Source organism: Variovorax paradoxus (assembly GCF_902712855.1).
In the GTDB taxonomy this organism is placed as follows: domain Bacteria; phylum Pseudomonadota; class Gammaproteobacteria; order Burkholderiales; family Burkholderiaceae_C; genus Variovorax; species Variovorax paradoxus_Q.
On record NZ_LR743507.1, the window covers coordinates 2,192,162 to 2,216,189 of the forward strand.

The 24,028-nt window shown below is 69.1% G+C and carries 19 protein-coding genes; 3 read left to right on the top strand and 16 right to left on the bottom strand.

What is annotated here, in order from left to right; translation table 11 throughout:
* Positions 1 to 5: 5 nt before the first annotated feature.
* The 9 genes from AACL56_RS09830 to AACL56_RS09870 form a co-directional block, all read right to left on the bottom strand.
* Entirely contained in the window at positions 6 to 695 is a 690-nt protein-coding gene (locus AACL56_RS09830) for a hypothetical protein (protein WP_339089660.1), read from the bottom strand.
* A gap of 144 nt (positions 696 to 839) precedes the next feature.
* Entirely contained in the window at positions 840 to 1,757 is a 918-nt protein-coding gene (locus AACL56_RS09835; RefSeq protein WP_339089661.1) for a LysR family transcriptional regulator, read from the bottom strand.
* 111 nt (positions 1,758 to 1,868) lie between these two features.
* On the bottom strand, positions 1,869 to 2,237 hold the full coding sequence (locus tag AACL56_RS09840) for a nuclear transport factor 2 family protein (RefSeq protein WP_339089662.1): 369 nt from the start codon (positions 2,235 to 2,237) through the stop codon (positions 1,869 to 1,871).
* 81 nt (positions 2,238 to 2,318) lie between these two features.
* Positions 2,319 to 2,543, bottom strand: coding sequence for a hypothetical protein (locus AACL56_RS09845; protein WP_339089663.1), 225 nt, complete (start codon positions 2,541 to 2,543; stop codon positions 2,319 to 2,321).
* Between the two features lie 29 nt (positions 2,544 to 2,572).
* A complete protein-coding gene (locus AACL56_RS09850; RefSeq protein WP_339089664.1) occupies positions 2,573 to 2,944 on the bottom strand; it encodes a 2OG-Fe(II) oxygenase in 372 nt (123 codons plus the stop codon).
* Positions 2,941 to 3,516, bottom strand: a complete 576-nt coding sequence (locus tag AACL56_RS09855; RefSeq protein WP_339089665.1) for a hypothetical protein — start codon at positions 3,514 to 3,516, stop codon at positions 2,941 to 2,943. The genes AACL56_RS09850 and AACL56_RS09855 overlap by 4 nt, the downstream gene beginning before the upstream one ends.
* Positions 3,513 to 3,944, bottom strand: a complete 432-nt coding sequence (locus tag AACL56_RS09860) for a VOC family protein (RefSeq protein ID WP_339089666.1) — start codon at positions 3,942 to 3,944, stop codon at positions 3,513 to 3,515. Before AACL56_RS09860 ends, AACL56_RS09855 begins: the two co-directional genes overlap by 4 nt.
* A gap of 17 nt (positions 3,945 to 3,961) precedes the next feature.
* On the bottom strand, positions 3,962 to 4,612 hold the full coding sequence (locus tag AACL56_RS09865; protein WP_339089667.1) for a hypothetical protein: 651 nt from the start codon (positions 4,610 to 4,612) through the stop codon (positions 3,962 to 3,964).
* A 36-nt stretch (positions 4,613 to 4,648) separates the two neighbouring features.
* Positions 4,649 to 10,630, bottom strand: coding sequence for an alpha-2-macroglobulin family protein (locus AACL56_RS09870; protein WP_425337055.1), 5,982 nt, complete (start codon positions 10,628 to 10,630; stop codon positions 4,649 to 4,651).
* 196 nt (positions 10,631 to 10,826) lie between these two features.
* Here AACL56_RS09870 and opgC point away from each other — a divergent pair, with 196 nt between their 5' ends.
* Complete coding sequence (gene opgC, locus AACL56_RS09875; protein WP_339089669.1) at positions 10,827 to 11,978, top strand: OpgC domain-containing protein; 1,152 nt, start codon at positions 10,827 to 10,829, stop codon at positions 11,976 to 11,978.
* A gap of 15 nt (positions 11,979 to 11,993) precedes the next feature.
* Here the strand turns inward: opgC and AACL56_RS09880 are convergent, their stop codons facing one another.
* From AACL56_RS09880 to AACL56_RS09890, 3 genes are all read right to left on the bottom strand, one after another.
* Positions 11,994 to 12,770, bottom strand: a complete 777-nt coding sequence (locus AACL56_RS09880; RefSeq protein WP_339092840.1) for an SGNH/GDSL hydrolase family protein — start codon at positions 12,768 to 12,770, stop codon at positions 11,994 to 11,996.
* A 113-nt stretch (positions 12,771 to 12,883) separates the two neighbouring features.
* Positions 12,884 to 13,645 carry an anti-sigma factor gene (locus AACL56_RS09885; RefSeq protein ID WP_339089670.1) on the bottom strand — a complete coding sequence of 254 codons (762 nt, stop codon included), beginning with the start codon at positions 13,643 to 13,645 and terminating at the stop codon, positions 12,884 to 12,886.
* A 34-nt stretch (positions 13,646 to 13,679) separates the two neighbouring features.
* Positions 13,680 to 14,255: an RNA polymerase sigma factor gene (locus tag AACL56_RS09890; protein WP_339089671.1), complete on the bottom strand. Its 576-nt coding sequence runs from the start codon at positions 14,253 to 14,255 to the stop codon at positions 13,680 to 13,682.
* Positions 14,256 to 14,425: 170 nt separating this feature from the next.
* Here AACL56_RS09890 and AACL56_RS09895 point away from each other — a divergent pair, with 170 nt between their 5' ends.
* On the top strand, positions 14,426 to 14,965 hold the full coding sequence (locus AACL56_RS09895) for a hypothetical protein (RefSeq protein ID WP_339089672.1): 540 nt from the start codon (positions 14,426 to 14,428) through the stop codon (positions 14,963 to 14,965).
* A gap of 48 nt (positions 14,966 to 15,013) precedes the next feature.
* Entirely contained in the window at positions 15,014 to 16,357 is a 1,344-nt protein-coding gene (locus tag AACL56_RS09900) for a hypothetical protein (protein ID WP_339089673.1), read from the top strand.
* Between the two features lie 16 nt (positions 16,358 to 16,373).
* Here the strand turns inward: AACL56_RS09900 and AACL56_RS09905 are convergent, their stop codons facing one another.
* The 4 genes from AACL56_RS09905 to AACL56_RS09920 form a co-directional block, all read right to left on the bottom strand.
* Entirely contained in the window at positions 16,374 to 17,807 is a 1,434-nt protein-coding gene (locus tag AACL56_RS09905; RefSeq protein WP_339089674.1) for an efflux transporter outer membrane subunit, read from the bottom strand.
* 1 nt (position 17,808) lies between these two features.
* Positions 17,809 to 20,982 carry an efflux RND transporter permease subunit gene (locus tag AACL56_RS09910; protein WP_339089675.1) on the bottom strand — a complete coding sequence of 1,058 codons (3,174 nt, stop codon included), beginning with the start codon at positions 20,980 to 20,982 and terminating at the stop codon, positions 17,809 to 17,811.
* A 9-nt stretch (positions 20,983 to 20,991) separates the two neighbouring features.
* Positions 20,992 to 22,236, bottom strand: a complete 1,245-nt coding sequence (locus AACL56_RS09915) for an efflux RND transporter periplasmic adaptor subunit (protein ID WP_339089676.1) — start codon at positions 22,234 to 22,236, stop codon at positions 20,992 to 20,994.
* A gap of 223 nt (positions 22,237 to 22,459) precedes the next feature.
* The gene (locus AACL56_RS09920; protein ID WP_339089677.1) at positions 22,460 to 23,929 is read right to left on the bottom strand and encodes a rhomboid family protein; all 1,470 of its coding nucleotides are present in this window, start codon (positions 23,927 to 23,929) and stop codon (positions 22,460 to 22,462) included.
* Positions 23,930 to 24,028: the final 99 nt, after the last annotated feature.

Sequence of the window (24,028 nt, forward strand, 5' to 3'; positions counted from 1 at the left end):
AGCGCTCAGCGCAGCTCGGCCGCGCTCAGCTTCCAGCCGAGCGCAAGCAGCCAGCCGGTGGCGGGGTCGGTGTCGAAGGCGGCAGCAGCCGTGGCGCGCGCGGTGCGGGCGGCCTGGGCGCTGCTGGACTCCACCACCAGCATCGGCTGCAGCACGCGGCCTTCGGTGGACTCGCGCGGCAGCGGCGTGCTGAGCGCGGTGTCGGGCACGAGCAGGTACGACTGCACGAAGCCTGCCTGTTCGCCGAGCGCCTTGCCCACCCGCGCGGCATGGACGGCCAGCGCCTCGGCATCGGCCGTGGCCGCCAGCGGCAGCACGACCAGATGGCTGCCGCTGCCGAAGCCGGTCACGGCGCGCACGGCACACACGCGGCGCACCGGCTGGCGCATGCGGTCCAGGTTGGCGATGGACCATGGCGTCTGCTTTTCGAACGCAGCGCGATAGCCGGCGGTGCCGAAAACGTCCAGGGATTCGGTGCGGTACAGGCCGAGGTATTTGCGCCCGCCTTCGAGCGACGAATAGCGTGCGCCCGACAGGAAGCCGGGAATGCGCACGCGCTCTTCCACATGTTCCTGGTCGTACCAGCGGTTGAAATCGGCGTCGTCGGCGGCGTCGACATCGGAGGCGACGAACAGCAGGCCGTTCACGGCCACGGCGTCGGTGTCAGCAGGGGAGAGTGCGTTGGAAGAAGTCATGGCGGCGGAGGATCGGGCGGGCCTTCGAAAAATGAAGGCGCGATCTTCCGTCGCAGGGTGCTGCTGTCACAAACGAGTTTTTCTGGGCGACAGCCACAAGAATTACTGGCCCCTTCCTGGGGCGGAAATGCCTGATTCTGAGGGTTAACCCTCTGAAGTTCCGCTCCAGGTTGGTGCGACAGCAGACGCGGTGAACTGGTCGGACGCGCGGCAGGCCAGTTCCGCGACGAGCCGGATGGCATCGGAGTCGGCCGCCTCCAGGTGGCTCACCACCAGCCGCTGCGGCGAGATGAGCGCATCGCATTCGATGATGCGCACGTCGCCGGCCGCCACGTATTCATACACCGGGGGCAGCGGCACCAGCGCGTTGCCGAAGCCCGCCTTCACCAGCCGCGCGAGCGCCGAGATCGAACTCACGCAGTGCACCTTGCCCAGCGGGATGCCTGCCGCGCGGTACAGGTTCTTCAGCGCCTCGTGCGGCTGCGAGCCGGGGCTCATGGTGAGCACCGGCTGGCGCAGCAGCTGGTCGACGGTCTGCGTTCCCTCGGCGCTCATCTGGCCGACCCAGCCCATCGGCATCGGCAGGCAGGGCGTGCTCACGATGCCCGCGCCGGCAATGTGATCGGTCTGCAACGCGATGTCGAGCGCGCCTTCGCGCAGGCCGCGGTGCAGCGCCAGCGTGGTCTCGGAGGTCAGCTGCACCTCGATGCCCGGATAGGTCGAGCGCAGGTTGGTAAGGAAGCCCAGCAGCCAGGTATGGACCACGGTCTCGATGGCGCCGATGCGCACAAGCCCCAGCAGGTCTTCGCGCGGGCGGCCGAGCGAGACGATCTCGCGGCGCAGCTCGAGCAGCCGCTCGCCGTAGTCCATGAGCCGCACGCCCACCGGCGTGAGCCGCAACTCGCGCGCGTCGCGCTCGAACAGGCGCGCGCCGATGTCTTCCTCGAGCGAGGCGACGCGGTTGGACACCGCCGCCTGCGTGATGTGGAGCCGGTCGCTGGCCGCGCGAAAGCTGCCGAGCCGGGCGGCCCAGAGGAAGGCTTCTACAAATCTTGTGTTCATGAGGGCACCTGCGCGGCATTTTGCCCTCCCTGCCACAGCGCGCCCAGCCGCTGCGGCAGCATGCGGCCGGCCGTGAACCTGTTCGCGGCCGTGGCCGTGGACGCTGCAGGTTCAGCCGCCCATCGCGTAGAAGAACTCCTCGCGCACGATGGTGCCGTCCTTCACCGTGTACAGGCCCGCTTCCTCCATCGTGAAGCGCTGGCCGGTGGGCTTGAGCGTGACGTCGAACTCGAAGCCGACGATGAAGCGGTCGTCGTGCGGCCAGGGGCCGGCGATCTTCGCCGAGTGCACCTCGTGGTTGTCGGTCCACCACTTGCCCTTGGCCTCGATGGCCGCCAGGCCGACCGCCTCGCGCTGGCCGCCGGGCGGGGCGCCCGCCTCGACGCTCACCGCGTCGTCCGCGTAGAGCGCTCTTGCTTCATCGAACTTCCCTTGCCGGCACAGCGCGACAAGCTGGTTCGCGATCTCCATCGTGGTCATGGGGTTTCTCCTGAGGAAGAGGAGAAGGCAGTCTAGACCGATGCGCGGATCAGAGGGCGTTCAACACTGCCTGCATCGCGGTCAGCCATAGAGAAGGCCGACTGCCAGAAAGTAGATGACCAGGAGCACGCCGAGGATGCCCTTCACGTTCTTCATGGCGAAGCCGACGTCGTTCGCGATGGCATCGTCGGTGAGCCGCGATTGCAGCGCGTGGTGCCGGGGCAGGATCGCACGCAGCAGGTAGCCGCCGAAGAAGACGAGAGCACCCAGCAGAAGCAGGAAAAGCAGGGGAAGCAGGTAAGCCATGGCAGAGATTGTGCGGAGCGCGCCGTGGTTCAACGCAGCTTCGCGGCGCGCACCCAGCCCAGCGAAAAAACATACCGGCTGCCGCCGACCACGCGCGTCACGCTGTGCTCGCAGGCGTCGGGGCGAAACAGCTTGATGCGCCGCGTCTCGAAGATCGGGGTGGCGCATACGAAGTCGCCGCCCGAGCGCGGCGACTTCAGCACGATGTTGAGCCGGTAGTGCCGCCCCGCCTGCACCGGGTCGGTGTGCGGCGGGATCTCCGAGCCTTCGGGGTAGCGGATGAGGTAGCTGTCGAACGGCAGCGGCCAGCGTGCGGTGGCCAGCAGCATCTTGTCGTAGCCGGTGCCCTGGCGGCCGCGCTGCCAGCGGAAGGCTTGCGAGACGTAGCTTCGAACGCTCATGCCGGAAGGCGAGGCGCCTCCACGCCGTACAGGTGCGCGGCGAACTCGTACTTGTATTCGTTGTCGCCTGCATAGGCCAGCGCGATCCGGCCGGTCCAGGTGATGTTGAAGAGGCCGGTGCCGGGGATGCGGTCGAAGCGGATGCGGTGCGCCGCCGCGGCGTCGTGGCCCAGCAGGTAAATATGGAAGAAGTTGTCTTCGATGTCCTCCGGCGGCGGGTCGTCCACCACGATCTCGAGGCCGTCGAGCTTCTCGGGGCTGTAGTCGGCCACCGCGCACACGGCGAGGCCGTCGCCCGCGCCCCAGTTCGTGGAGGAGAGCGTGCAGCGGTGGTAGTTGGTCCACACGCCGACCGATTGCCAGTCGCCGATGTACTCGCCGTCTTCGGTCTCGTCGTCTTCCTCGGATTCCTCGGATTCCTCGATTTCGCGCTCGGCCTCGTAGTCGTCGCTGCGCAGGTGCAGGTCGAAGCGCACCTGGCCGTCGCGCACCGTGGCGGCCCAGCGGAATTCCTTGATGGGGTGGCCCTCGGGCCACGGGTTGCCGGTGAAGAAGATGCGGTCCTGGTTCATGGTGCTGTGTGCGTGGCGGCGGGCTGGATCAGGTCCCACCTGTTTCCGCAGAGATCCTGGAACACGGCCACCGTGCCGTGCGGCTCGTGGCGCGGTTCCTCGAGAAAGCGCACGCCGTGCGCCGCCATGTGGGCATGGTCGGCCGCGAAGTCCGATGTGTGCAGGAACATGAACACGCGGCCGCCGGCCTGCCTGCCGACGGCTGCTTCCTGGTCGTCGGTGACGGCCTTGGCCAGCAGCAGCGCGGCCGCGGCGTTGCCGGCGCCGGGGGAGGGCGCGACCACCACCCAGCGCTTGCCGGGGCCGCGCGGCGTGTCTTCGACGAGCTCGAAGCGCAAGGCCTCGGTGAAGAAACGGATGGCTTCGTCGTAGTCCCGCACGAGCAGCGTGACGGCGGCCAGCCGGCGTGCGACGGGTGCGGTGCTCATGAGGGAGCGGGCCGCGCTCAGGAAAACACGATCGCCGTCTTGTGCGCGATGCTCAGCCGCGCCATTTCGTACAGCAGCAGCCACGACGCGTACTCGCGGTACAGCCCTTCGTCGTTCTCCGCCAGCGCATCGATGCGCGCGGCTTCCTCGTCCGAGAGCTGTCCGTCGTCCAGCGCAATGCCCAGCGCGGGCGCGACCTGCACCAGCTCGTCGCGCAGCCGGTAGGACGAACCCAGCATGCCGCCCGTCAGCGCTTCGTCTTCGGAGTCGGCGTCGGAGAACAGCACGTCGTCGAACTCGACCGGTACGTAGAAGCCCTCGGCGTCCGAGTGGCAGATGAGGTGGCTTTCGGCCTCGTCGAGCGCCGCCTGGATGACGGGGTCTTCCGAGGGATCGAAATCGCCTTCCACCGGCATCGCCTTCCAGCCCGGCGTCACGACGCTGTGCGCGTAGGCGCGGCGCAGGTAGTGGATGAACGAGTAGGGAAACCCGTCGAGCGATGCCCGCGAATCCAGTCGCGGAAGTTCGCGCGGCTCGATGTGCGGCGGCAGGCCCGCGGAGGCCAGCACGCCGTTCACGATCTCGAAGTCGCCCTCGAACCACTCGGCGCCCTCGGGGTCGTTTTCCAGAAAGTCGGCAAGCGTGCCGACACTGACGGCCAGTCCCATGGGGATTTTTCCTTCCTTGTTTCGACAGCGGGCGGCTTACTTCGCAGCCTCCACCTTCACCCGCGCATTCGGCGCTTCGCCGAACATCTCGGGGGCGTACATCGCTTCCACGCGGCTCGGCGGCAGCGCGAAGTCGCCGACGTTGTTCAGGCGCACGGTGTATTCCATCTTCACCACACCCTTCGGCAGGTATTCGTAGTAGCTGCGGAAGGCCTCGAAGCTGCGCTCCTCGAAGGCCGGCCAGCCGGCGCCCGACTTCTTCTCGCCCTGCGTGGCGATCTGCGAGTCGCGGCCCAGGCCGCTGCCCAGGATGGTGGCGCCGCCCGGAATCGGGTCGCTGATGACCACCCACGTCATGTCGGTGCTGGCGTTCACCTCGATGCTCACGCGCAGCACGTCGCCGCGCGTGTACTTGCCGGCGGTGGCCTGCTCGACCGGGGTGATGGTCTTCTTGATGGCATAGCCGGCGGCGAACGGCGCCTTCAGCTGCACGGCGGCGATCGACTGCAGCGTGAGCCACGGCTTGCCGGTGCCCTGTTGCGTCACCAGCAGCGTGTCGCGCACGGGTGCACCCGACGGCGACGATGCCCACGGCAGGAACATCGTGTTGTTCTTCAGGTTGCCCGGCGAGGCGGGGGCGCCGAAGAAGGTCGTCTGGTTCGGTGCGCCGGCGGCGTCGCTGGTCTTCACGCGCTCGACGCGGCTCCAGTCGACCTGCGCCTTCACGGCACCCAGGGTCGCGGCCGTGATGCCGCTGACCGGCGTGCTCTCGAACACCTTGCTGAACTTCTCCAGCGCCAGTCCGCCCCACAGGTTGGCGGTGGTGGTGTGCCAGGCGCCGTTCTGCTGCCGGCCGATGAAACCGTTGGCGAGCTTGCCGATGTCGTCCTTCCAGGCCGGGTCGTCCATCACGCTCAACAGCAGGCGCGCGGTGTTGACGTCGCCGTTGGTCATCAGCCACCACCAGTAGTCGTCCTGCTCGGTGCTGAAGATCAGCTTCGTGCCCTGGTACGACAGCCGTGCCTTCAGCACGTTGTTGGCTTCCTCCAGGCGCTGCTGGCGCTGCGGCACGTCGTTCACGCGCTTGAGGATGTTGAGCCAGTCGATCACCGCGCTGGTGGGCCACTGGTTCGGCGCGATCGTGATGCTGCCCAGCATGCTTCCCTTGGCCTTGCCGTAGCGCGAGAGCGCCTCGAGCGCGGCGAGCTTGCGCACGTCCAGGTCCTTGCGCGGGCTCCAGAACTCGCGCGTGATGCGGCCTTCGACGAAGGCGATCAGGCCCGATTCCATGGGCGCGCGCACGTCGTCGGCCAGCGCGAAGGCGGGGTCGAGCGAGGCCGCCTCGTGGGTGGCCGCGAGCAGGTACGACGTGAGGATGTCGCTGCCGCGGCTGGCTTCGCCGTCGCGCGGCGGGAAGTAGCTGGCCAGGCCGTCGCTGTCGAGATAGGTCGGCAGCGTGGCGAGCACGCCCTGCCACATCTTCGCGTCGCGCAGGCCCACCGACTTGCTGGTCTTCTGCTCGAGGCAGATGAAGGGGTAGTTGGCGAACCAGTCGCGCACGCCCGGCAGGCCTTCGGCCAGCTTGGGCTGCAGCGACATCTTCAGGCCGCCGCGGCCGGGCAGGGCGTCGGCCGGCGGTGCCACGTCGAGCGTGAAGGGCCCGTCGACCTGCACCAGCGTGGCCTGCTGCACCGTGAGCGGCACCGAGGGCACGATGCGCTGGCGCACCTTGAGCGCGTCGCGTGCGCCGCCGAGCGTGTCCTTGGCTTCGATTTCCCACAGGATGGCTTCGGCGCGCGTCTGCGCGAGCTGCGCAGGCGCGGTCACGGTCCAGGCCACTTCGCGTGCTTCGCCGGCCGGGATGTCCACCGTCTGCGGCTCCAGCGTGAGCAGGGTGGCGCGTGGCGTGGCCTCGACCTTCATCGGCTTCTGCGTGGTGTTGCGCAGCGTGATCTGGGCGCGGAACTGGTCTTCCTCGCGCACCAGCGGCGGCAGGCCGCTGATGATCTGCAGGTCCTGCGTGGCCTGGATGCTGGTCTGGCCGGTGCCGAACAGGCTCGTGCCCGAATCGGCCACGGCCACGATCTTGAAGGTGGTGAGCGCGTCGTTCAGCGGCACCGTCACCACGGCCTGGCCGTTGGCGTCGAGCACCACCTTCGGGTTCCACACAAGCAGGGTCTCGAGCAGTTCGCGCGTCTGGCCCTTGCCGCCGCCGCCGCCCGCGGGCACGGCCTTGCGCCCGTAGTGGCGCCGCCCGACGATTTCCATCTGCGCGGTGGAGGTGCTCACGCCCCAGCTGCGGCGTTGCAGCATGGCGTTCAGCAGGTTCCAGCTGTCGTTGGGCATCAGCTCCAGCAACGCCTGGTCGACCGCGGCCAGCGCCACTTCGGCGCCTGCGGCAGGCTTGCCATCGGGCAGCCTGGCACTGATGGTGACCTGCGCCTTGCTGCGGATCGGGTAGCTGGGCTTGTCGCTGGTCACCTTCACGTCGAGCTGGTGGGCCTGCGTGCCCACGCGGATCTCGGCCATGCCGAGGCGGTAGGCGGGCTTGCTCAGGTCGACCATGGCGGTCGGCGCCACGTATTCCTTGCCCTCGTACCAGAAGGCCGTCCACCACTCGCGCGGCGACTTGAAGCCCCAGGTGAAGAAGCTGTACCAGGGCACTTCGCGCAGGCGTCCGCGCAACGCGAGCACGCTCACGTAGGCATTCGGGCCCCATTCGGGCTTGACCTGCAGGGTCACGGTCGGGTCCTTGCCGTCGAGCTGCACCACGTGCGTCTCGATGATGCCTTCGCGCTCCACGGCGACCAGCGCGGTGGCGAAGCGGAACGGGCTGCGCACCTGGAACTTGGCGACCTCGCCGGGCTGGTAGCTCTTCTTCTCGGGCAGCACGTCGATGCGGTCGTTGTCCTCGCCGCCGAACCACAGCTCGCCCTGCTTGGTCACGTAGACCGAGCTCACGGCCTTGGCGTCGCGGCCGTCGCTGTCGGTGGCGCTGGCGATGAGTTCGACTTCGCCGGCTTCCTTCAGCTCCGACTCGCACAGCAGCAGGCCGCGCGCGTCGCTCTTGCCGCTGCAGACGGTGCCGATGTCCTTGGTCTCGGTCTTGTTGTCGTAGGTGTAGAAGCCGCCCACCATGCGCTTGCGGCTGGTGGTGGTGATGCGCGCCACGGCGCGCACGTTGAGCGTCACGTTGGCCTGGGGCTTGCCCGTGAGGTCGAGCGCGAGCGCCTGGAACTTCAGCTTCTGGCTGGTGGAGACCCAGCCTTCGGTCTTGATGCCGGCGATGACGGAAGCCGGCCACAGCGTCTGCGTGCTGCGGATGGTCTGCACCTCGCCGTTCGGATCGGCGTAGGTGGCTTCGAGCAGCAGTTCGCGCGCGGCCTTCACCTTGGGCACCTTGTCGAGGGTGACCTTGCCGGCGCCGTCCTTGTTCAGCGTGACGGGCAGCTTGTCGGCGATCACGCGGGTGTCGTTCACGCTGTTGAGGTCTTCCTCGCCGGCGCCGGTGTCGCCCGCGGCGGTGGCGGCCTCGGTGCCGTCGCCCTGCGTGGCGCGCGGCGGGTTGAAGCTGAAGGCGTCGTAGTCGGAGAAGTTCAGGCTCTTGCCGCGCACCATGGCCGACACGCGCACCGGCAGGTTGGCTGCGCCGCCGCCGGCCACATAGTTGATCTGGACGTCGGTGGGCACGCTGGTGGCGGCCACCAGCGGCTTCTTCTCGGTGGGCGAGATGCGGCCTTCGAGCACGGGCAGGCGGAATTCCTCGACGCGGAACATGCCGGTGCTGAAGCTGCGGCTGTAGCCCTCGTCGCCATCGCCTTCACCTTCGTTGTCGCCGTTGGCGTCCTTGCCGCCGCCTGTGCGCAGCATCACCTCGTACACGCCGAGCTTGGCAGCGGGCGGAATCGCAAAGCTGTTCTCCGCGCTCAGGCCGCCGGTGGCGGTCTTGCGCCAGTTCAGCGGCTGGGTGAAGCGCTGGCCGCTGCCCGTGTGGGTGATGACGAGCGTGTCGGGGCGGTTCTCGGGCAGGCCGAAACCCTTGCTGGTCTGCGTGCGGATCAGGCTCTTCATCGACACGGTCTCGCCGGCGCGCAGCAGCGTGCGGTCGAAGATGGTGTGGGCGATGCGGTCGGGCTCGGCCTGCAGGTTGGTCGGTACGTTGAAGCGCCAGGGCTCGATGCCGCGCTGCCAGTCGCTCCAGGTGAAGGCGAGGTCTTCCACGCCCTTGTCGTCCTTGGCGCGCGCGCTGACGAACCAGGCGCCCGTGTCGTATTCGTTCGGGCCGTTGCACGACGGCGCCTGCGGCGAGATGCCGTTGAGCATGACGATGCCGTTGGCGTCGGTGGTGCCGGTGGCCACGGCCTTGCCGTCGCAGCCGGACACGCGCACTTCGGCGCCGGCCATGACCTTGCCCTTGTCGAGCGTGGTGACCCAGGCCATCGAGTTCTCGCGGCCCAGCTTGAAGTGCACCGCCAGGTTGGTGGCCAGCGCGGTGGTGCGCACGTACATCGTGCGCCCGGCGTTGTAGCGCTCGTCGAGCAGCGCTTCACCCAGCTTCTGCGAGGCGATCTCCAGCACGTGGAAGCCGGGCGTCAGCGGGATGCCGATGACTTCGAAGGGGCGCGGGTCGCCCGCGTCCGACTTGGGCATGTCCAGTGCCTTCACGCCGGGCTGGCCTGCCAGCAGCGACAGCATGCGCGTCTGCAGCGAGGTGCGGTCGTCCTTGTCGATGACCGGGGGCAGGGGGCCCTTGATGTCCTTGCGCGCCTGCTCGCGCGAGATGCTGAAGCTGTCGTAGCGGCGCACCTTGCGGAACCACGCGATGATTTCCGCGTCGGTCTTCGGGTTCATGTCGCTCACCTTGCCGGGCGTGAGCGCATTCACCATCAGCTGCGGTTCCACGCGGCGCACGGTGACCGGCATCATGGCCGGGGTGTCGGGTTCGGCCAGGCGCTCGACCACGCCGAAGGGCGAGGCGGCGAACTTGGCCAGCGGCGGCATCATGCCGGTGGCCACCTTCATCGGGAAGCTGCCGGGCGAGGCCAGCGGACGGCCCGAGGCGTCCTCGAACTTCGAGGGCAGCTCGATGCTGAATTGCGCGCTCTCGGCCAGCGGCGGGCCGAAGTACACGCTGTTGACCACGTCGTCGTCGCTCTGCGAGCCGCCGTTGTCGGACAGCTGGGCCTTGACCGTCTCGCCCTTGCCCTTGAGCTCGATCTGCGAAGCCAGCTTGCGCGTGACGGGGGCATTGAATTCCAGCTGCATCGGACGCAGCGGCAGGCAGGCGGCCTGCGCGTTCTCGCGCTCGCAGGTGAAGGAGACGGCGAACGGCTCGCGCACCTGGAACTCGAGGCGGCGCTCCACGTTGTTGGGCACGCCCGATGGCGTGGTCACGCCCTTGCCGTACACCACCTGCACCTTGGCGCCGGGCGTCAGGGTGCGGTTGCACTGCATCGTGATGAAGCGCAGCGGGTCCTTCTCGGCCGCCTTGTCGCGGCCGAAGGCCTTGAGCAGGCCGGCGCGCTGGTCGCCGTCGAGCAGCTTCACCGGAATGCGCTCGCCCACGCCGTCGGCCGAGCACCAGACGTTCTGGCGCACGCTCTCCAGCGTGGCCGCGCCGTTGAGCTCGAGCATGAACATCTGCTGCTCGTCGATGCGGGTGTAGCTCCCGGGCATGTAGCTGCGCACGAACGGGCCGCCGCTGTTGAACTGGTAGCGCTCGGGGCCGGTCAGCTCGCCGCTGGCAGGCTTGAAGGTGGGAATGCGGGTGACCGTGCAGCGCACGCCCGGCGGCAGGTCGTTCTCGAAGTCGTAGACCCAGGCCTTGGCATCGGTCCAGCGGCCCGTGCCCTTGCCGGCCTGCGCGTCGTTGCAGCTCACCGACAACGGCGCAGGTGCCTTCGGATCGCCGAAGTTGACGGCAGGCTGGTCGAACTTGGCGACGACCTGGCGCACGCGCGACACCTCGCCCTGGGGCGTGAGGCTGGTGATCTGCAGGGCAAAGCCCGGGCCGGCCATGAGGACGCCGCCGGCCAGGAGCAATGTTGGAAGGAAACGGTTCACTTTTTTGTATCTCCACCTAAGGCAGCGCGCAGCGTAGCCGATTTGCACGACGGTTCGTCAGTGCCAAGCGTCATGTCCGCCGGACTTCTTACAATCGGCGGCTGTCGTGCGTGCGCCGCGCAGACCGCCACCGAGACCTCGCCGCCGACCGATGAAACGCTACTGGGAAATAGACGCCTTGCGCGGGCTGATGCTCGTGCTGATGACCGTCACCCACCTGCCCACCCGGCTGACCGATCCGCTCGGGCAGCCTTTCGGGTTCGTGTCGGCCGCCGAGGGCTTCGTGCTGCTGTCGGCGTTCGTGGCCGGCCTGGTGTACAGCCGCATCGGCTATGCGCGCGGGGTCGACCCGATGCGCCGGGCCTTCTGGCGGCGCGTGCTGAAGGTGTACCTGTGCCAGGCCGCGATCCTGCTGTTCCTGTTCACGGTGATCGCGGCGGTGGGGCTGCACATCGACCAGCCGGCGGTGAAGAACCTGGTGTCCTACTACCTGGCGGAACCGCGCGACGGCTTCCTGTACGGGCTGCTGCTCATCTACGAGCCCGCGCTGCTCGACATCCTGCCGATGTACATCTTCTTCATGCTCATGAGCCCGTGGGTGCTGGCCTTTGCCATGCGCCACGGCTGGAACTGGGTGATGGCGGTGAGCGCCACCGTGTGGGCGGCGGCGCAGTTCGGCATCAGCGAATGGATCTACGGGCTGGCCGTGCACTACCTGGGCGTGCCGGTGCCGTTCCACGAGATGGGCGCCTTCAACACCTACGCCTGGCAGTTCCTGTGGTTCGCGGGGCTGTGCATCGGCGCGACCCGCAATGCGCCCGGCGTGAAGCCGCTGCGCTTTCCGGCGTGGCTGCTGGTGCTGGCGGCGGGCGTGGCGCTGTACGGGCTGTACTGGCGCCACCACGGCATCAACGGCCAGGCGCCGTTCGGCGGCGACGTCGAGCTGAACCTGCTGTTCGACAAGTGGCAGCTCGGCCCGCTGCGCCTGGTGAACCTGCTGGCGCTGGGCATCCTGGCGGTGCGGTTCGGCCCGTGGCTGATGCGCCGCATTCCGCGGCTGCGCTGGCTGGAGGCGATGGGTTCGGCCTCCCTGCCGGTGTTCTGCGCGCACCTCGTGGCGGTGCTGCTGGTGCTGGCCTTCTACGGCGACAGCCAGACCGCGCGCCCCTGGTGGGGCGACGGGCTCCTGCTGGCGGTGGTGTTCGCGGGGATGTACTTCGTGGCGCGCTTCACGCGCGGCGCCGATGTGCCGCCGCCGGCCGACGACGTGCCGACGCAGCCGGCACGGCCCGAAACCGCCTGAAGCGGCCCGGCCCGCTCAGGGCAGCGAGGCGGTGGGCGCCGGCGCCATGGCCGGCAGGTGCGGGCCGATCACCGACTGCCATAGCCTGTAGCCCTCGTCCGTCATGTGCAGCCTGTCGCCGCGGAACAGTTCCATGCGCGGCCGGCCGTCGGCGCCGAGCATCGGCGTGTAGATGTCGATGAACTCGCTGTTCGGCAGCAAATTGAGGTATGCCGAGATCACGTGGTTGGTCTCGCGGATCTGCGGCAGCAGCTGCTCGCGCGACGGGCTGGGCTTGACCGAGACGAAGCTGATGCGCGTGTCGGGCAGCTCGGCGCGCACCGCGTTGGCGAAGCGCGCGAAGCTGTCGAGCACCTGCAGCGGCGTGCGGCCCTCGGCCAGGTCGTTGTCGCCGGCATACACCACCACCTGGCGCGGCTTGTAGCGCACCACGAGGTCGCGCGCGAACAGGCTGCAGTCGTTCAGCGTCGAGCCGCCGAAGCCGCGGTTCACCACGCCGGCCGGCACGCGAGGGAAGTCCTGCGCCAGCCGGGTCCACATGCGCACGGTGGAGCTGCCGACGAACACCACGCCGCCAGGCGCAGGAAAGCGCTCCTGGTCGGCACGCGCGAAGGCCGCGAGCTCGTTGTGCCAGCGGTCCTTGGCGGCGAGGTAGTCGCGCGCAGCGGCAGCCTCGGCTGCGGCGGTCTCGGACTCCTGGGCAAAAAAGGAAGACGAAGCGGGCTGCGCGTGGGTGGCGAGCGCCGCCGTGAAAAGCGCGACCGAGGCGACCGCGGCGAACGCGGTTTTCATCGAAGACATGGAAAAGGCCGAAATGGCCGGAAGGACCGGCATGACGAAAGGCAAAGCGGGTTTCTACCACGGGCCCGCGGGAAGGCCGGTGACCGGATGCAAGCCTGAAGGCGCTAGATGGTCTTCTCGATGAGCGCGCCCTTGAACACGACCGGCCCCTTCGGACCGCTGCCCGCCGGCACGCCGCCCTTGGCTTCGAGGGTGATGGCCAGGGTCGGCACGGCATGGACATCGGATTCCGATGCAGCCAGGCGCAGAGCGGGCGCGTTGTCGAGCACGCCCAGCGAGCGCGGCGCGCCGCCCGGCGGCAAGGCCCACAGCTGCAGCGACTTGTCGGCGCCTTCGCTGTAGCTGCCCACGCGCTGCAGCACCAGCTGCTTCTTCTTCGGGTCGAACGTGACCAGCATCGAGGCCGCAGCCTGGTCGTCGGACAGCACGGCGACGTACTGGACCGCCGGAGCGTTCAGCAGCTGGTCGCGCAGGTTGAACCCGACCACCACCGCCAGCACCGTGGCCAGCGCACCGGCGGCGGTGGCGCCGCGCCACAGCGCGAGGCTGCGCAGCCAGCCGCCGGATGGAGGCCGGGCGGCGTCGCGGGCGTTGGCCGCGTCGCGCTGGCGCTCGATGGCGGCACGCGCCTTCTCGGCGTCGATCATGTTGCGGATGCGGGTCCACACGGCCGGGTCGGGCACCACGGAGGGCTGCAGCTCGGTCATGCTGGAAAGGCGGGCCTGCCAGATCAGCGCCGCGGCGCGCACCGGTGCCTGTTCGCGCGCCAGCGTTTCGAAGCGGCGGCGAGCGCCGCCGCGCAGCGTGCCCAGGGCATGGCTCGCGGCCATCAGCTCGAGCAGTTCGGGATTGGCGATGAGATTCATGGGAGGGCCGCCTTCGTCGTCGTCGTCATCGCGTTCATGCAAAGCGCCCCATGCAGAGCCGCAGCTTCTCCAGCCCGCGCCGGATCCAGGTCTTGACCGTTCCCAGTGGCAGCTTCAGCTGCTCGGACAGCTCGCCGTGGCTCATCTCGCGCAGGTAGGCCAGGCTGACCACCTCGCGCTGCCGGCCCTCGAGCTGGCTCAGGCACTGGTGCAGCGCCCAGGCCTGCTCGCTGGCATCGGCCGTGTCCGCCGGGTTGGGCGCATCCGATTCGAGCTGTTCGGCCATCAGGTCGTCGAACTCCTGGGTCAGCTGGGCGCGGTCCGCGGTGCGGCGGCGCAGCAGGTCGAGCGCACGGCTGCGCACGATCAGCCCGAGCCAGGCCAGCGGCGGGCTGAGCGAGGCGCGGTAGTCGCCCGCGGCGCGCCAGATCGTCAGGAACGACTCCTGGAGTACGTCCTCGGCCCACTCTCGCTGGCGCACGACCTTCATTGCCAGGCCCATGAGCTTGGGCGAGGTCCGGTCGTAGAGCTGGCGCAGGGCGGCTTCGTCGCGATGGCCGATCCGGTCGATCAGCGCCATCAGTTCGGCGTCGGGGCTGGGTGCTGTCATCCGCGGATTGTGGAGCATCGGTGCGCATGCCAGATATACGGGGTCGGCCGGCGGTCGGATTCAAGCCACAGCCGTCTCGAAAAGCCCGCCTTCGGGACGAAATTGAAAACTATTGTCAACGTATACTGCGCCGCAAAACGAGAGGGGCGCGCCAGCGCGGGTGGGGAAGAATGAAGCAAATTGCGATCGTGATCGCGCTCTGCGTGGGCGCCTGGTACTTTTTCATCGGCGGTCGCAAGCTCGACGAGTCGATGGTGCGCGACTACTACCAGCAGGAGGCGCGCGCCGTGTCGGCCAACGACGCCGACAGGCTGTGCAAGCAGCTCAGCAGCAAGGCCGTCATCGAGACCCGGACGACCATCATGGGCCGCACCGAAGAGGCCTCGCTCAATCGCGACGAGGCCTGCGCCGCCACCCGCAAGACCATGGAGACGCTGCGCCGCGTCGGCGACCAGGGCGGCGCCATCCTTTCCATCGAGTACGACTACCACATCGACACCGTCGAGGTGGCCTCCGACCGCAGGAGCGCCATCGTCAAGGGCACCAGCGTGCTGAAGATGGGCGACGCCGCGATGCAGCTGAAGACCAGCTTCAGCCAGCGCCTGGAACGCGAACTGGGCCAGATGCGCCTGGTGCACTCCGAGGACAGCACCGTGGTGCGCCTGGGCGGGCGCGGCGTCATGAGCCAGAGCGACTTCTTCCGCAAGTAGCCTGCAGCCGGCACCTTCATCCATCACCTACACAGAGGCGCCGTCGCCATGCTCGCCACCAGGGATTCGCTGCCCCCTCCGCCGCCGTTCTGGCACCGGCTGAACAGCTTCTTCGCTTTTCCGCTGCAGATGCGGCCGCTGGCCTACGGGCTGCTGCTGTCGTTCTGCAGCCTGCTGTTCGAGGGCGTGTTCTTCCTGCCCGACGCGGTGGCGCTCATCCTCATAGAGATCGGCATCATGCTGGCGGCCAGCCGCTACGGCTTCAAGATCATCGCGCTGGGCGCGCGCGGCATCCGCGACTCCTCGGACTTCGGCCGCGAGTCGAGCGACGAGTGGACCTACCTGCCGTGGAAGCTGTTCGCCATCACGCTGGTGCAGGCGTTCCTGATCGGCTGGCTCGCCTACTACGCACCGATCCTCGGCACGGTGGGGTTGTTCGTGATGTCGTTCACCTACCCGGCGGCGGTGATCGTGCTGGTGCAGTCGGGCAGCTTCTTCCAGGCGATGAACCCCGGCCACGTGATGGACACGATGCGCATCATCGGCTGGCCCTACGCACTGCTGTGCTTCTTCCTGTTCCTGCTGAGCACCGGTGCGCAGGTGGCGATGGCGCTGGTGATGCCGATGTTCGACGGGCGCATCCTGCTGCCGATCGCCAACTTCGCCGTCATCTACTTCGGCTGGGTGATGGCCAGCCTGCTCGGCTATGTGATGTTCCAGCACCATGACGCCTTCGGCTTCGACGCCGTGCCGGGCAGCGAGATCGACGATGGCCGTCCGGTGGACCGCCGCACGCCCGAGCAGATCGCCGCGCAGCGCACCGACGCCGAGGTGGCGCAACTGGTCACCGAGGGCGACCTCCCGGCCGCGCTGGGCGTGGCCTACGAAGCGCAGCGCACCGCGGCGTCCGACGACCTGGCCGCGCAGCGCCGCTACCACCGCGTGCTGGCGCTCATGCCCGACAAGACCGCCACCATGCTCGACCAGGCGAAGCGCTTCATTCCGCTGCTGATGCGCCGCGACCTGTCTTCCGAGGCGCTGAAGGTGTTCAAGACCTGCAAGGAAAAGGACAAGGCCTTCGCGCTCGACGACGCGCAGATGGTCATTGCCATGGCACGGGCCGAGTGGCGCGGCGGCGACGCCCACGCCACGCTGGCGCTGCTCTCGGGCTTCGACAAGCGCTTCCGCGGCCACGAGGCGATTCCGCAGGCCTACGAGCTGGCCGCACGTGCGCTGGTGCAGGGGCTGGGCCGTGCCGACATGGCGCAGCCCATCCTCGCGACCATGGAAGCGCGCTACCCGGACACCGAGCAGACGCAGGAAGTGCGCTGGCTGCTGCGCCCGGCGCCCGCGGCGGCGCCGCAGGACCCGGCCCCGGCCGTCCAGGCCTGAGCGGCCCGGTCGGACTTCAGCCTTCCTTCCAGCCCCCGCCCAGCGCCTTGTAGATCGTGAGCCGGTTGGCCTGCTCGGTGAGCTGCAGGCCGATCAGCGTCTGCTGCGCCGCGTAGTAGGCGCGCTGCGCATCGAGCACGTCGAGGTAGCTGCTCGCGCCGCTGCGGAACAGCGACTGCGACAGCTCGAAGCTGCGCGAGGTCGCGCCGAGCAGCGAGCGCTGTGCATCGAGCCGCTCGGCCAGCGTGCGCCGCTCGGCCAGCGCGTCGGCCACTTCGCGGAAGGCGGTCTGCACGGTCTTCTCGTAGGTGGCGACCTGGATCTTCTGCTGCGCCTCGGCCACGCCCAGGCTCACCCGGTTGGCGCCGCCGTCGAAGATCGGGATGCTGATCGACGGCGCGAAGCTCCAGGCCTTGCTGCCGCCCGTGAACAAGCCCGAGAGCGTGCTGCTGGCCGTGCCGGCGGAAGCGGTGAGCGCGATGCGCGGAAAGAACGCGGCGCGCGCCGCGCCGATGTCGGCGTTGCTCGCCCGCAGCGCGTGCTCGGCGGCCAGCACGTCGGGGCGCTGCTGCAGCACGCTCGACGGCAGGTCCGCTGGCGGCACCAGCAGTTGCGTGACCGCGGCAGAGGTCGCGTCGGGCGCGGCGGCGGGCAGCAGCTCGGCCGGCGGCACCGCACCGACCAGCAGCGCCAGCGCATTGCGGTCCTGCTCGACCTGGCTGTCGAACGCGGCCACGTCGGCGCGCGCGGCATCGACCGTGCTCTGCGACTGCGCGAGCGCCAGGCCCGATTGCGCTCCGAGCCGGTGACTGCGCTGCACCAGGTCGAAGGACTTTCGCTGGCTCTCCAGCGTGTTGCGCGCGAGCTGCAGGCGCTGCTCGTCGGCGGCCAGCTGCAGCCATGCGGTGGCAACCGACGCGACCAGGCTGATCTGCGTGCCGCGCTGCGTCGCCTCGGTCTGGAAGTAGCTCTGCAGCGCGGCTTCGCTCAGGTTGCGCACGCGGCCGAACAGGTCGATCTCGTAGCTCGTGAGGCCGAGGTCGGCGCTGTACTGCGAGGAGATGCGCGGCTCGCCGCTGGTCGACAGGCTGCCCGGCGTGCGCGAGCGGCTGCCGCCTGCCCCGGCTTCCACCGTGGGGAACAGGCCCGCGCGCGCAATGCCGTACTGGGCGCGTGCCCGCTCGATGTTGAGCGCGGCCACGCGCAGGTCGCGGTTGTTGGCCAGCGCGAGCTCGATCGTGCCCCGCAGCCGGGGCTCGACGAAGAAGCTGCGCCAGCCGACATCGAGCGGCGTCGGTGCTTCGACGCCCGCGGCGGGCAGGGCCGGCGGCACCGGCGAGGCCGGCGCGGCGAAGTCGGGTGCAAGGTTGACGCAGCCGGCGAGCACGGCCGATGCGATGGCCGTCAACGCCAGCGAGCGGAACGGGAGGAAAGGGAGAGCGCGCTTCATCTCAGTGGCCTCCCTGTTCGGCGGTCTCGCCGGGAATGGCTTGCGCGCGCTCCTGCGCCTTGCGCTGCCGCCCGGCCAGCCACCCGCGGATCAGCGCGAAGAAGAGCGGCACGAAGAAGATGCCCAGTGCGGTGCCCACCACCATGCCGCCGAGCACCGCAGTGCCGATCGACTGGCGGCCACCCGCGCCCGCGCCGGTGCCGATGGCCAGCGGCAGCACGCCGAAGCCGAAGGCCAACGAGGTCATCAGGATCGGGCGCAGCCGCAGGCGCACCGCCTGCAGCGTGGCGTCGAGCACGCTCTTGCCCTGTTCCTGCAGCTGCTTGGCGAACTCCACGATCAGGATCGCGTTCTTCGACGACAGCCCCACCGTGGTGAGCAGGCCGACCTGGAAGTACACGTCGTTGCTCAGGCCCCTGAAGCTGGTGAACAGCAGCGCCCCCACGATGCCCAGCGGCACCACCAGGATCACCGAGAACGGCACGGACCAGCTTTCGTACAGCGCGGCCAGGCACAGGAACACGAACAGGATCGAGATGGCGTAGAGCATCGGCGCCTGCGCGCCCGACAGGCGCTCCTGGTAGGAGGCGCCGGTCCATTCGTAGCCGATGCCCGGCGGCATCTGCTTCATCACTTCGTCGACGGCGGCCATCGCATCGCCCGAGCTCACGCCCGGTGCGGCATCGCCGACGAACTCGTAGCTCGGGCTGCCGTTGTAGCGCTGCAGCTGCGGCGAGCCGTAGCTCCAGCGCGAGCTCGAGAACGCGGGGAAGGGCACCATCTGGCCCAGGCCGTTGCGCACGCTCCAGCGGTCGATGTCGGCGGGCAGCATGCGGAAGTCGGTGTCGCCCTGCATGTACACGCGCTTCACGCGGCCCTTGTCGAGAAAGTCGTTGATGTAGGTGCCTCCCATCGCGCTGGACAGCGTGCTGTCGATGTCCGACGTGGCCAGGCTCAGCGCGCCGGCGCGCGCGTCGTCGATGTCCACCGCGAACTCGGGCGTGTCGTCCAGGTTGTTGCTGCGCACGTTGCGCACCTCGGGCCGCCGGCCCAGCAGGTCGATGGCCTGGTCGCGCGCATTCACCAGCGCGTCGTGGCCCAGGCCGTTGAGGTCCTTCAGGTGGAAGTTGAAGCCCGCGTTGGCACCGAGCCCGCGCACCGCCGGCGGCAGCAGCACGAACACGCGCGCATCGCGGATCGACGACAGGTCCTTGTTGGCGCGGCGCGAAAGCTCCGCGGCCGACTGGCCCGTGCCGGTGCGCTCGGCCCAGTCCTTGAGCTTGACGAAGGCGCGCGCCGAGCTCTGGTCGCCGTTCTGCCCGGTGATCACGTTCACGCTCAGCACCTCGGGCTGCTTGCCGAAGTACTGTTGCACCTGCTCGACCACCGGCTGCAGCCGCGCGTTCGACGCGCCCGGCGGCAAGGTCACCTGCACCTGCAGGAAGGCCTGGTCCTCGTCGGGCAGGAAGGATGTGGGCAGGCGCATGAACAGCAGCGCCATCACGCCCGCGATCAGCAGGTAGACCACGATGCTGCGCTTGCCGCGCCGCACGATGCCGCCGACGATGCCTTCGTAGCGGCTTGCGCCCTTGTCGAAGCCGCGATTGAAGCCCGCGAAGAAGCGGTCGACGCGCCCCGGCAGGCCGCGGCGCGGCGCGGCATGCCCGCCCTTGCGCACCGGCTTCAGGAGGGTCGCGCACAGCGCCGGCGTGAGCGTGAGCGCCACGAACACCGACAGCGCCATGGCCGAGACGATGGTGATCGAGAACTGGCGGTAGATGACGCCGGTGGAACCGCCGAAGAAGGCCATCGGGATGAACACCGCCGACAGCACCAGCGCGATGCCGACCAGCGCGGGCGTGATCTCGGCCATCGACTTGCGCGTGGCCTCCTTGGGCGAGAGGCCTTCTTCATGCATCACGCGCTCGACGTTCTCCACCACCACGATGGCGTCGTCCACCAGCAGGCCGATGGCCAGCACCATGCCGAACATGGTGAGCGTGTTGATCGAATAGCCTGCGAGCGACAGCACGCCGAAGGTGCCCAGCAGCACCACCGGCACCGCGATGGCCGGAATGAGCGTGGCGCGGAAGTTCTGCAGGAACACGTACATCACCAGCACCACGAGCACCATGGCTTCGAGCAGCGCCTTGACCACCTCGTCGATGGAGGCGCTCACGAACGGCGTGGTGTCGTAGCTGACGAAGGTCTGCAGCTGGTTGGGGAACAGGGGCTTGAGCTCCTCGATCTTGGCCTTCACCGCCTCGGCCACCTGCACCGCATTGGCGCCATCGGCCAGCACCACGCCGAGGCCCGCGCCGGGGCGGCCGCTGAGCTGCGAGCGCACCGTGAGGTTTTCCGCGCCGAGTTCCACGCGCGCCACGTCCTTCAGCCGCACCACGGCGCCGTCGGGCGCCACGCGCAGCACCACGTTCTCGAACTGCTCCGCCGTCGTCAGCTTGCTGCGCGCGGTGATGGTGGCGGTGAGCTGCTGCTGCGCACGGGCCGGCAGCGCGCCGAGCTGGCCGGCCGACACCTGCGCGTTCTGCGCGGTGATGGCGGCGTTCACGTCCGAGGGCATCAGCGCGTACTTGCGCAGCTTGTCGGGGTCGAGCCACAGCCGCATGGCGTAGCCGGTGCCCAGCGTCTGCACTTCGCCCACGCCGTCGATGCGGCTGATCACGTCCACCAGGTTGCTGGAGATGTAGTCGCCCACGTCCACCGCCGATGCGCTGCCGTCGCCGGAGTACATCGACACGATCATCAGGAAGTCGTTGCCGCCCTTGGTGACGGTGACGCCGCGGCTCTGCACCTGCTGCGGCAGGCGCGACATGGCCTGCTGCAGCTTGTTCTGCACCTGCATCTGCGCCACGTCGATGCTGGTGCCCGCGTTGAAGGTGAGCGACAGCCGCGCCACGCCCGACGAGTTGCTGGTCGACTGCATGTAGAGCAGGTTGTCCAGCCCCTTGAGCTGCTGCTCGATGACCTGGGTGACCGAGTCTTCCACCGTCTTGGCGGAGGCGCCGGTGTAGGTGGCGTTGATGGACACGCGCGGCGGCGCGATGTCGGGGTACTGCTCCAGCGGCAGCGTGCGGATCGCCATCAGCCCCGCGAGCATGACGACGATGGAGAGCACCCACGCGAAAATGGGCCGGTCGATGAAGAACTGCGCCATGGCCGGACCTCAGCGCGCGACGGGGTTGGAAGCGGCGGTGGCGGCGTCGGGCCGGGCGCTGGCGACCGGGCCGGGTGCGGCACCCGCCGCCGGCCTGGCGCCGACATCGACCACCTTCACCTTGTCGCCGACCTTCACCCGCTGCGAGCCTTCGGTCATCACGCGGTCGCCTGCGGCCAGGCCCTCGAGCACCTGCCAGCGCGTGCCGACCGCACGGCCGACGTGGATGGCGCGCTTCGCGACCTTGTTCTCGGCGTCGACCACCAGTGCCGAGGCGCTGCCGTCGGGCGCGCGTGTCACGGCCTGCTGCGGCACCAGCAGCGCGGCGGCGTTCGTGCCTTCCTGCAGCACGGCGCGCACGTACATGCCGGGCATCAGCAGCCTGTCGGGGTTGGGCACCACCGCGCGCAGCGTGACGCTGCCCGTGCCGGCGTCGACGGTGACGCCGCTGAAGGTCAGCCGGCCGGCGTGCGGGTACTTGCTGCCGTCTTCCAGCACCAGCTGGATGCGGGCCTCGGCGTCGCTCGCGCGCTGCAGGCGGCCGCTGGCGAGTTCGCGCTTCAGCCGCAGCAGTTCGCTGCTCGACTGGGTGACATGCACGTGGATGGGGTCGAGCTGCTGCACGGTGGTGAGTGCAGCGGCCTGGTTGGCCGTGACCAGCGCGCCGGGCGTGACCGTCGACAGCTCGGCCCAGCCGGTGATCGGCGAGGTGATGCGGGTGTAGCCGAGCTGGATGCGCGCGGTCTGCTCCGCGGCGCGCGCCACGCCGAGATCGGCCTCGGCCTGCTGCTCGGCGGCCTGGGATTCGTCGAACACCTGCCGGCTGATGGCGTCGATCTTCACCAGCTCGGCGTTGCGGCGGGCCACGGTGCGCGAGGTGGCCAGGGCCGATTCGGCCTTGCGCACGCTGGCCTGCGCGCTGGCGTAGGCAGCCTGCAGCGGCGCCGGATCGAGCTGGTAGAGCACCTGTCCGGCCTTGACCTGCGCGCCTTCGGTGAAGAGCCGTTCCTTGAGGATGCCGCCGACCTGCGGACGGATCTCGGCGATGACCGGGGCCATGGTACGGCCGGCCAGCTCGGTGCTCATGGCCAGCGTCTCGTGCGCCAGGGTGACCGTGCCGACTTCCTTTTCTGGTGCGGACGCGCCGTTCGGCGCGCCCGGCGTCTCCACGCTGGTGCGCGAGCAGCCTGCGAGCGCGGCGATGGCCATGGCCGTGAACAGCAGGGCGAAGCGGGAGGGGATTTGGTCAGGCATCGGACAGGTTGCGGAAGTAGGAAAAGGCCCCGGATGGAGCTGGCGCGCGGCTCCAAGTTCAACGGGGCGCGAGGGGCGGGGTCGGCTTTACACGCGGTTTACTGCAATTGCGGTGCCATGACGCAGAGATGATGCAGAGATGGCGGGGCAAGGGTGAGTCAAAGGCAGGGCGGTGGCGCGAAGGCGCCGTGACATGACGGCCGCAGCCGTCGCCGTGCCGCTCTCAGGCACGCTGCAGGGCACGCGTGACCATGTCGTTGGGCGCGAGCCGCAGCAGGTGGGGCAGCAGGCCGATGGCCTTGTCGCGCTGCCCGGCATGCAGCAGGCCGTTGGCGCACACCGACAGCGTGTCGGCCAGTTCCGGGTGTTCAGGCGCGGTCTTCAGCAGGATCGCGCACAGCCGGTCGGCGTCCTCAAACTGGCGGATGCGCGAGAAGCGGCGGGCCAGCCGTGCCATGTCGTCGGGTTTCAGCCGCGCGCCGGGCCTGGCCTGGTCGAGGTAGGCCTTGTAGCTGGCGTGCTGCAGGGCGAGCGTGTCCGGCTCGGTGGCGGGCAGGCGGAAGATGCGGCGCGCGGCCTGATGGAAGTCTTCGCTCGCGGGCTGCAGCCGCGCGGTGTTGAACCAGGCGCGCAGCGTGTCGGTATCGCCGGGGCGCAGCGCGGCGGCGGCGCGCCACTCGGCGCAGGCGCGCTCGAACTTCATCGCGGCGCCGTACTTCCGCGCCGCGGCCACGTGCTCCTCGAAGCGGTCCGGCTCGGGTGCAGCCGCCGCTTCGGGTGCGTGCACGCGGCGCAGCATGAGGGCGCCGGCCATCAGCGCCGCACCGGTCAGCAGACCGCCGAGGTGGGCCATGTAGGCGATGCCCTGGCCGCCGAGCCAGTGCTGCATGAGCTCGTTGACGATCCACGCCGGCAGCAGCAGCAGCGCGGGCGCTGTCACGTAGTTGAAATAGAAGAACAGCTGATAGAAGAAGCGGATGCGTTTGAGCCGGCACATCACCGCGTACATGCCCATCAGCGCCGAGATGGCGCCCGAGGCGCCCAGGCCGTAGGTGCCCTTGCCCGCATAGGCCCAGCCGGCCAGCGCCGAAGCCCCGATGGCGCCCAGCAGGTAGAAGGTCAGGTAGGTGCCGCGCCCCAGCGCGAGTTCGACGGAGAAGCCGAACAGGAACAGGAACAGCATGTTGCCCAGCAGGTGGCCGGTGCTGCCATGCAGAAAGGCGGCGGTGAGCCAGGTCCATGGCCTGGACTCGGCATCCGTGCCGTAGTCCTGCGCCCAGCGCTCGGTGAAGGGCGCGGGCAGCATGGCCTCGTATTGCTGGCGCTCATGCTTCCATTCGCCGTACCTCGGGTTCGAGGGCGTGATGATCTCGTCCGCCTGCAGCTTCGCAAGGAACTTCCTGTCGCGCTGCAGGCCTTCGAGCAACTGCGGGTAGGCCTCTTCGTGCCGCAGCATGCGCCGCGCGACCTTGCCGCGCTTCGGGTCGGTCTTGTCGAGCCAGTCGACGAACGGCGGCAGCTCCAGCTCGGGCAGCGCGCTGTCCACGTAGTAGCCGGCGGCGCGCTCCTGGCCTTTTTCCTCGCTGCGCTGCGGCCCCCAGAACACGATCATGTTCAGGAGGATCAGCAGCACCGTCATCCACGGCGGATTGCGCCAGCTCGGTCTTTTCTCGAGCGGGATGGCGTAGAACACGGTGCGTTTCCGGGTTGTCGGCTTCGCCGCTTACGGGCGGCCGACGCCGGGCCGCCGCAGGCCGAGCCCCGCCTGCCCGGTGGGGGATGGCGTCGCAGG

Coding starts and splice junctions, on each gene's coding strand:
- AACL56_RS09830 (WP_339089660.1), bottom strand. CDS start 695: ATGACTTCTTCCAACGCACTCTCCCCTGCTGACACCGACGCCGTGGCC.
- AACL56_RS09835 (WP_339089661.1), bottom strand. CDS start 1,757: ATGAACACAAGATTTGTAGAAGCCTTCCTCTGGGCCGCCCGGCTCGGC.
- AACL56_RS09840 (WP_339089662.1), bottom strand. CDS start 2,237: ATGACCACGATGGAGATCGCGAACCAGCTTGTCGCGCTGTGCCGGCAA.
- AACL56_RS09845 (WP_339089663.1), bottom strand. CDS start 2,543: ATGGCTTACCTGCTTCCCCTGCTTTTCCTGCTTCTGCTGGGTGCTCTC.
- AACL56_RS09850 (WP_339089664.1), bottom strand. CDS start 2,944: ATGAGCGTTCGAAGCTACGTCTCGCAAGCCTTCCGCTGGCAGCGCGGC.
- AACL56_RS09855 (WP_339089665.1), bottom strand. CDS start 3,516: ATGAACCAGGACCGCATCTTCTTCACCGGCAACCCGTGGCCCGAGGGC.
- AACL56_RS09860 (WP_339089666.1), bottom strand. CDS start 3,944: ATGAGCACCGCACCCGTCGCACGCCGGCTGGCCGCCGTCACGCTGCTC.
- AACL56_RS09865 (WP_339089667.1), bottom strand. CDS start 4,612: ATGGGACTGGCCGTCAGTGTCGGCACGCTTGCCGACTTTCTGGAAAAC.
- AACL56_RS09870 (WP_425337055.1), bottom strand. CDS start 10,630: ATGGCCGGCCCGGGCTTTGCCCTGCAGATCACCAGCCTCACGCCCCAG.
- opgC (WP_339089669.1), top strand. CDS start 10,827: ATGAAACGCTACTGGGAAATAGACGCCTTGCGCGGGCTGATGCTCGTG.
- AACL56_RS09880 (WP_339092840.1), bottom strand. CDS start 12,770: ATGAAAACCGCGTTCGCCGCGGTCGCCTCGGTCGCGCTTTTCACGGCG.
- AACL56_RS09885 (WP_339089670.1), bottom strand. CDS start 13,645: ATGAATCTCATCGCCAATCCCGAACTGCTCGAGCTGATGGCCGCGAGC.
- AACL56_RS09890 (WP_339089671.1), bottom strand. CDS start 14,255: ATGACAGCACCCAGCCCCGACGCCGAACTGATGGCGCTGATCGACCGG.
- AACL56_RS09895 (WP_339089672.1), top strand. CDS start 14,426: ATGAAGCAAATTGCGATCGTGATCGCGCTCTGCGTGGGCGCCTGGTAC.
- AACL56_RS09900 (WP_339089673.1), top strand. CDS start 15,014: ATGCTCGCCACCAGGGATTCGCTGCCCCCTCCGCCGCCGTTCTGGCAC.
- AACL56_RS09905 (WP_339089674.1), bottom strand. CDS start 17,807: ATGAAGCGCGCTCTCCCTTTCCTCCCGTTCCGCTCGCTGGCGTTGACG.
- AACL56_RS09910 (WP_339089675.1), bottom strand. CDS start 20,982: ATGGCGCAGTTCTTCATCGACCGGCCCATTTTCGCGTGGGTGCTCTCC.
- AACL56_RS09915 (WP_339089676.1), bottom strand. CDS start 22,236: ATGCCTGACCAAATCCCCTCCCGCTTCGCCCTGCTGTTCACGGCCATG.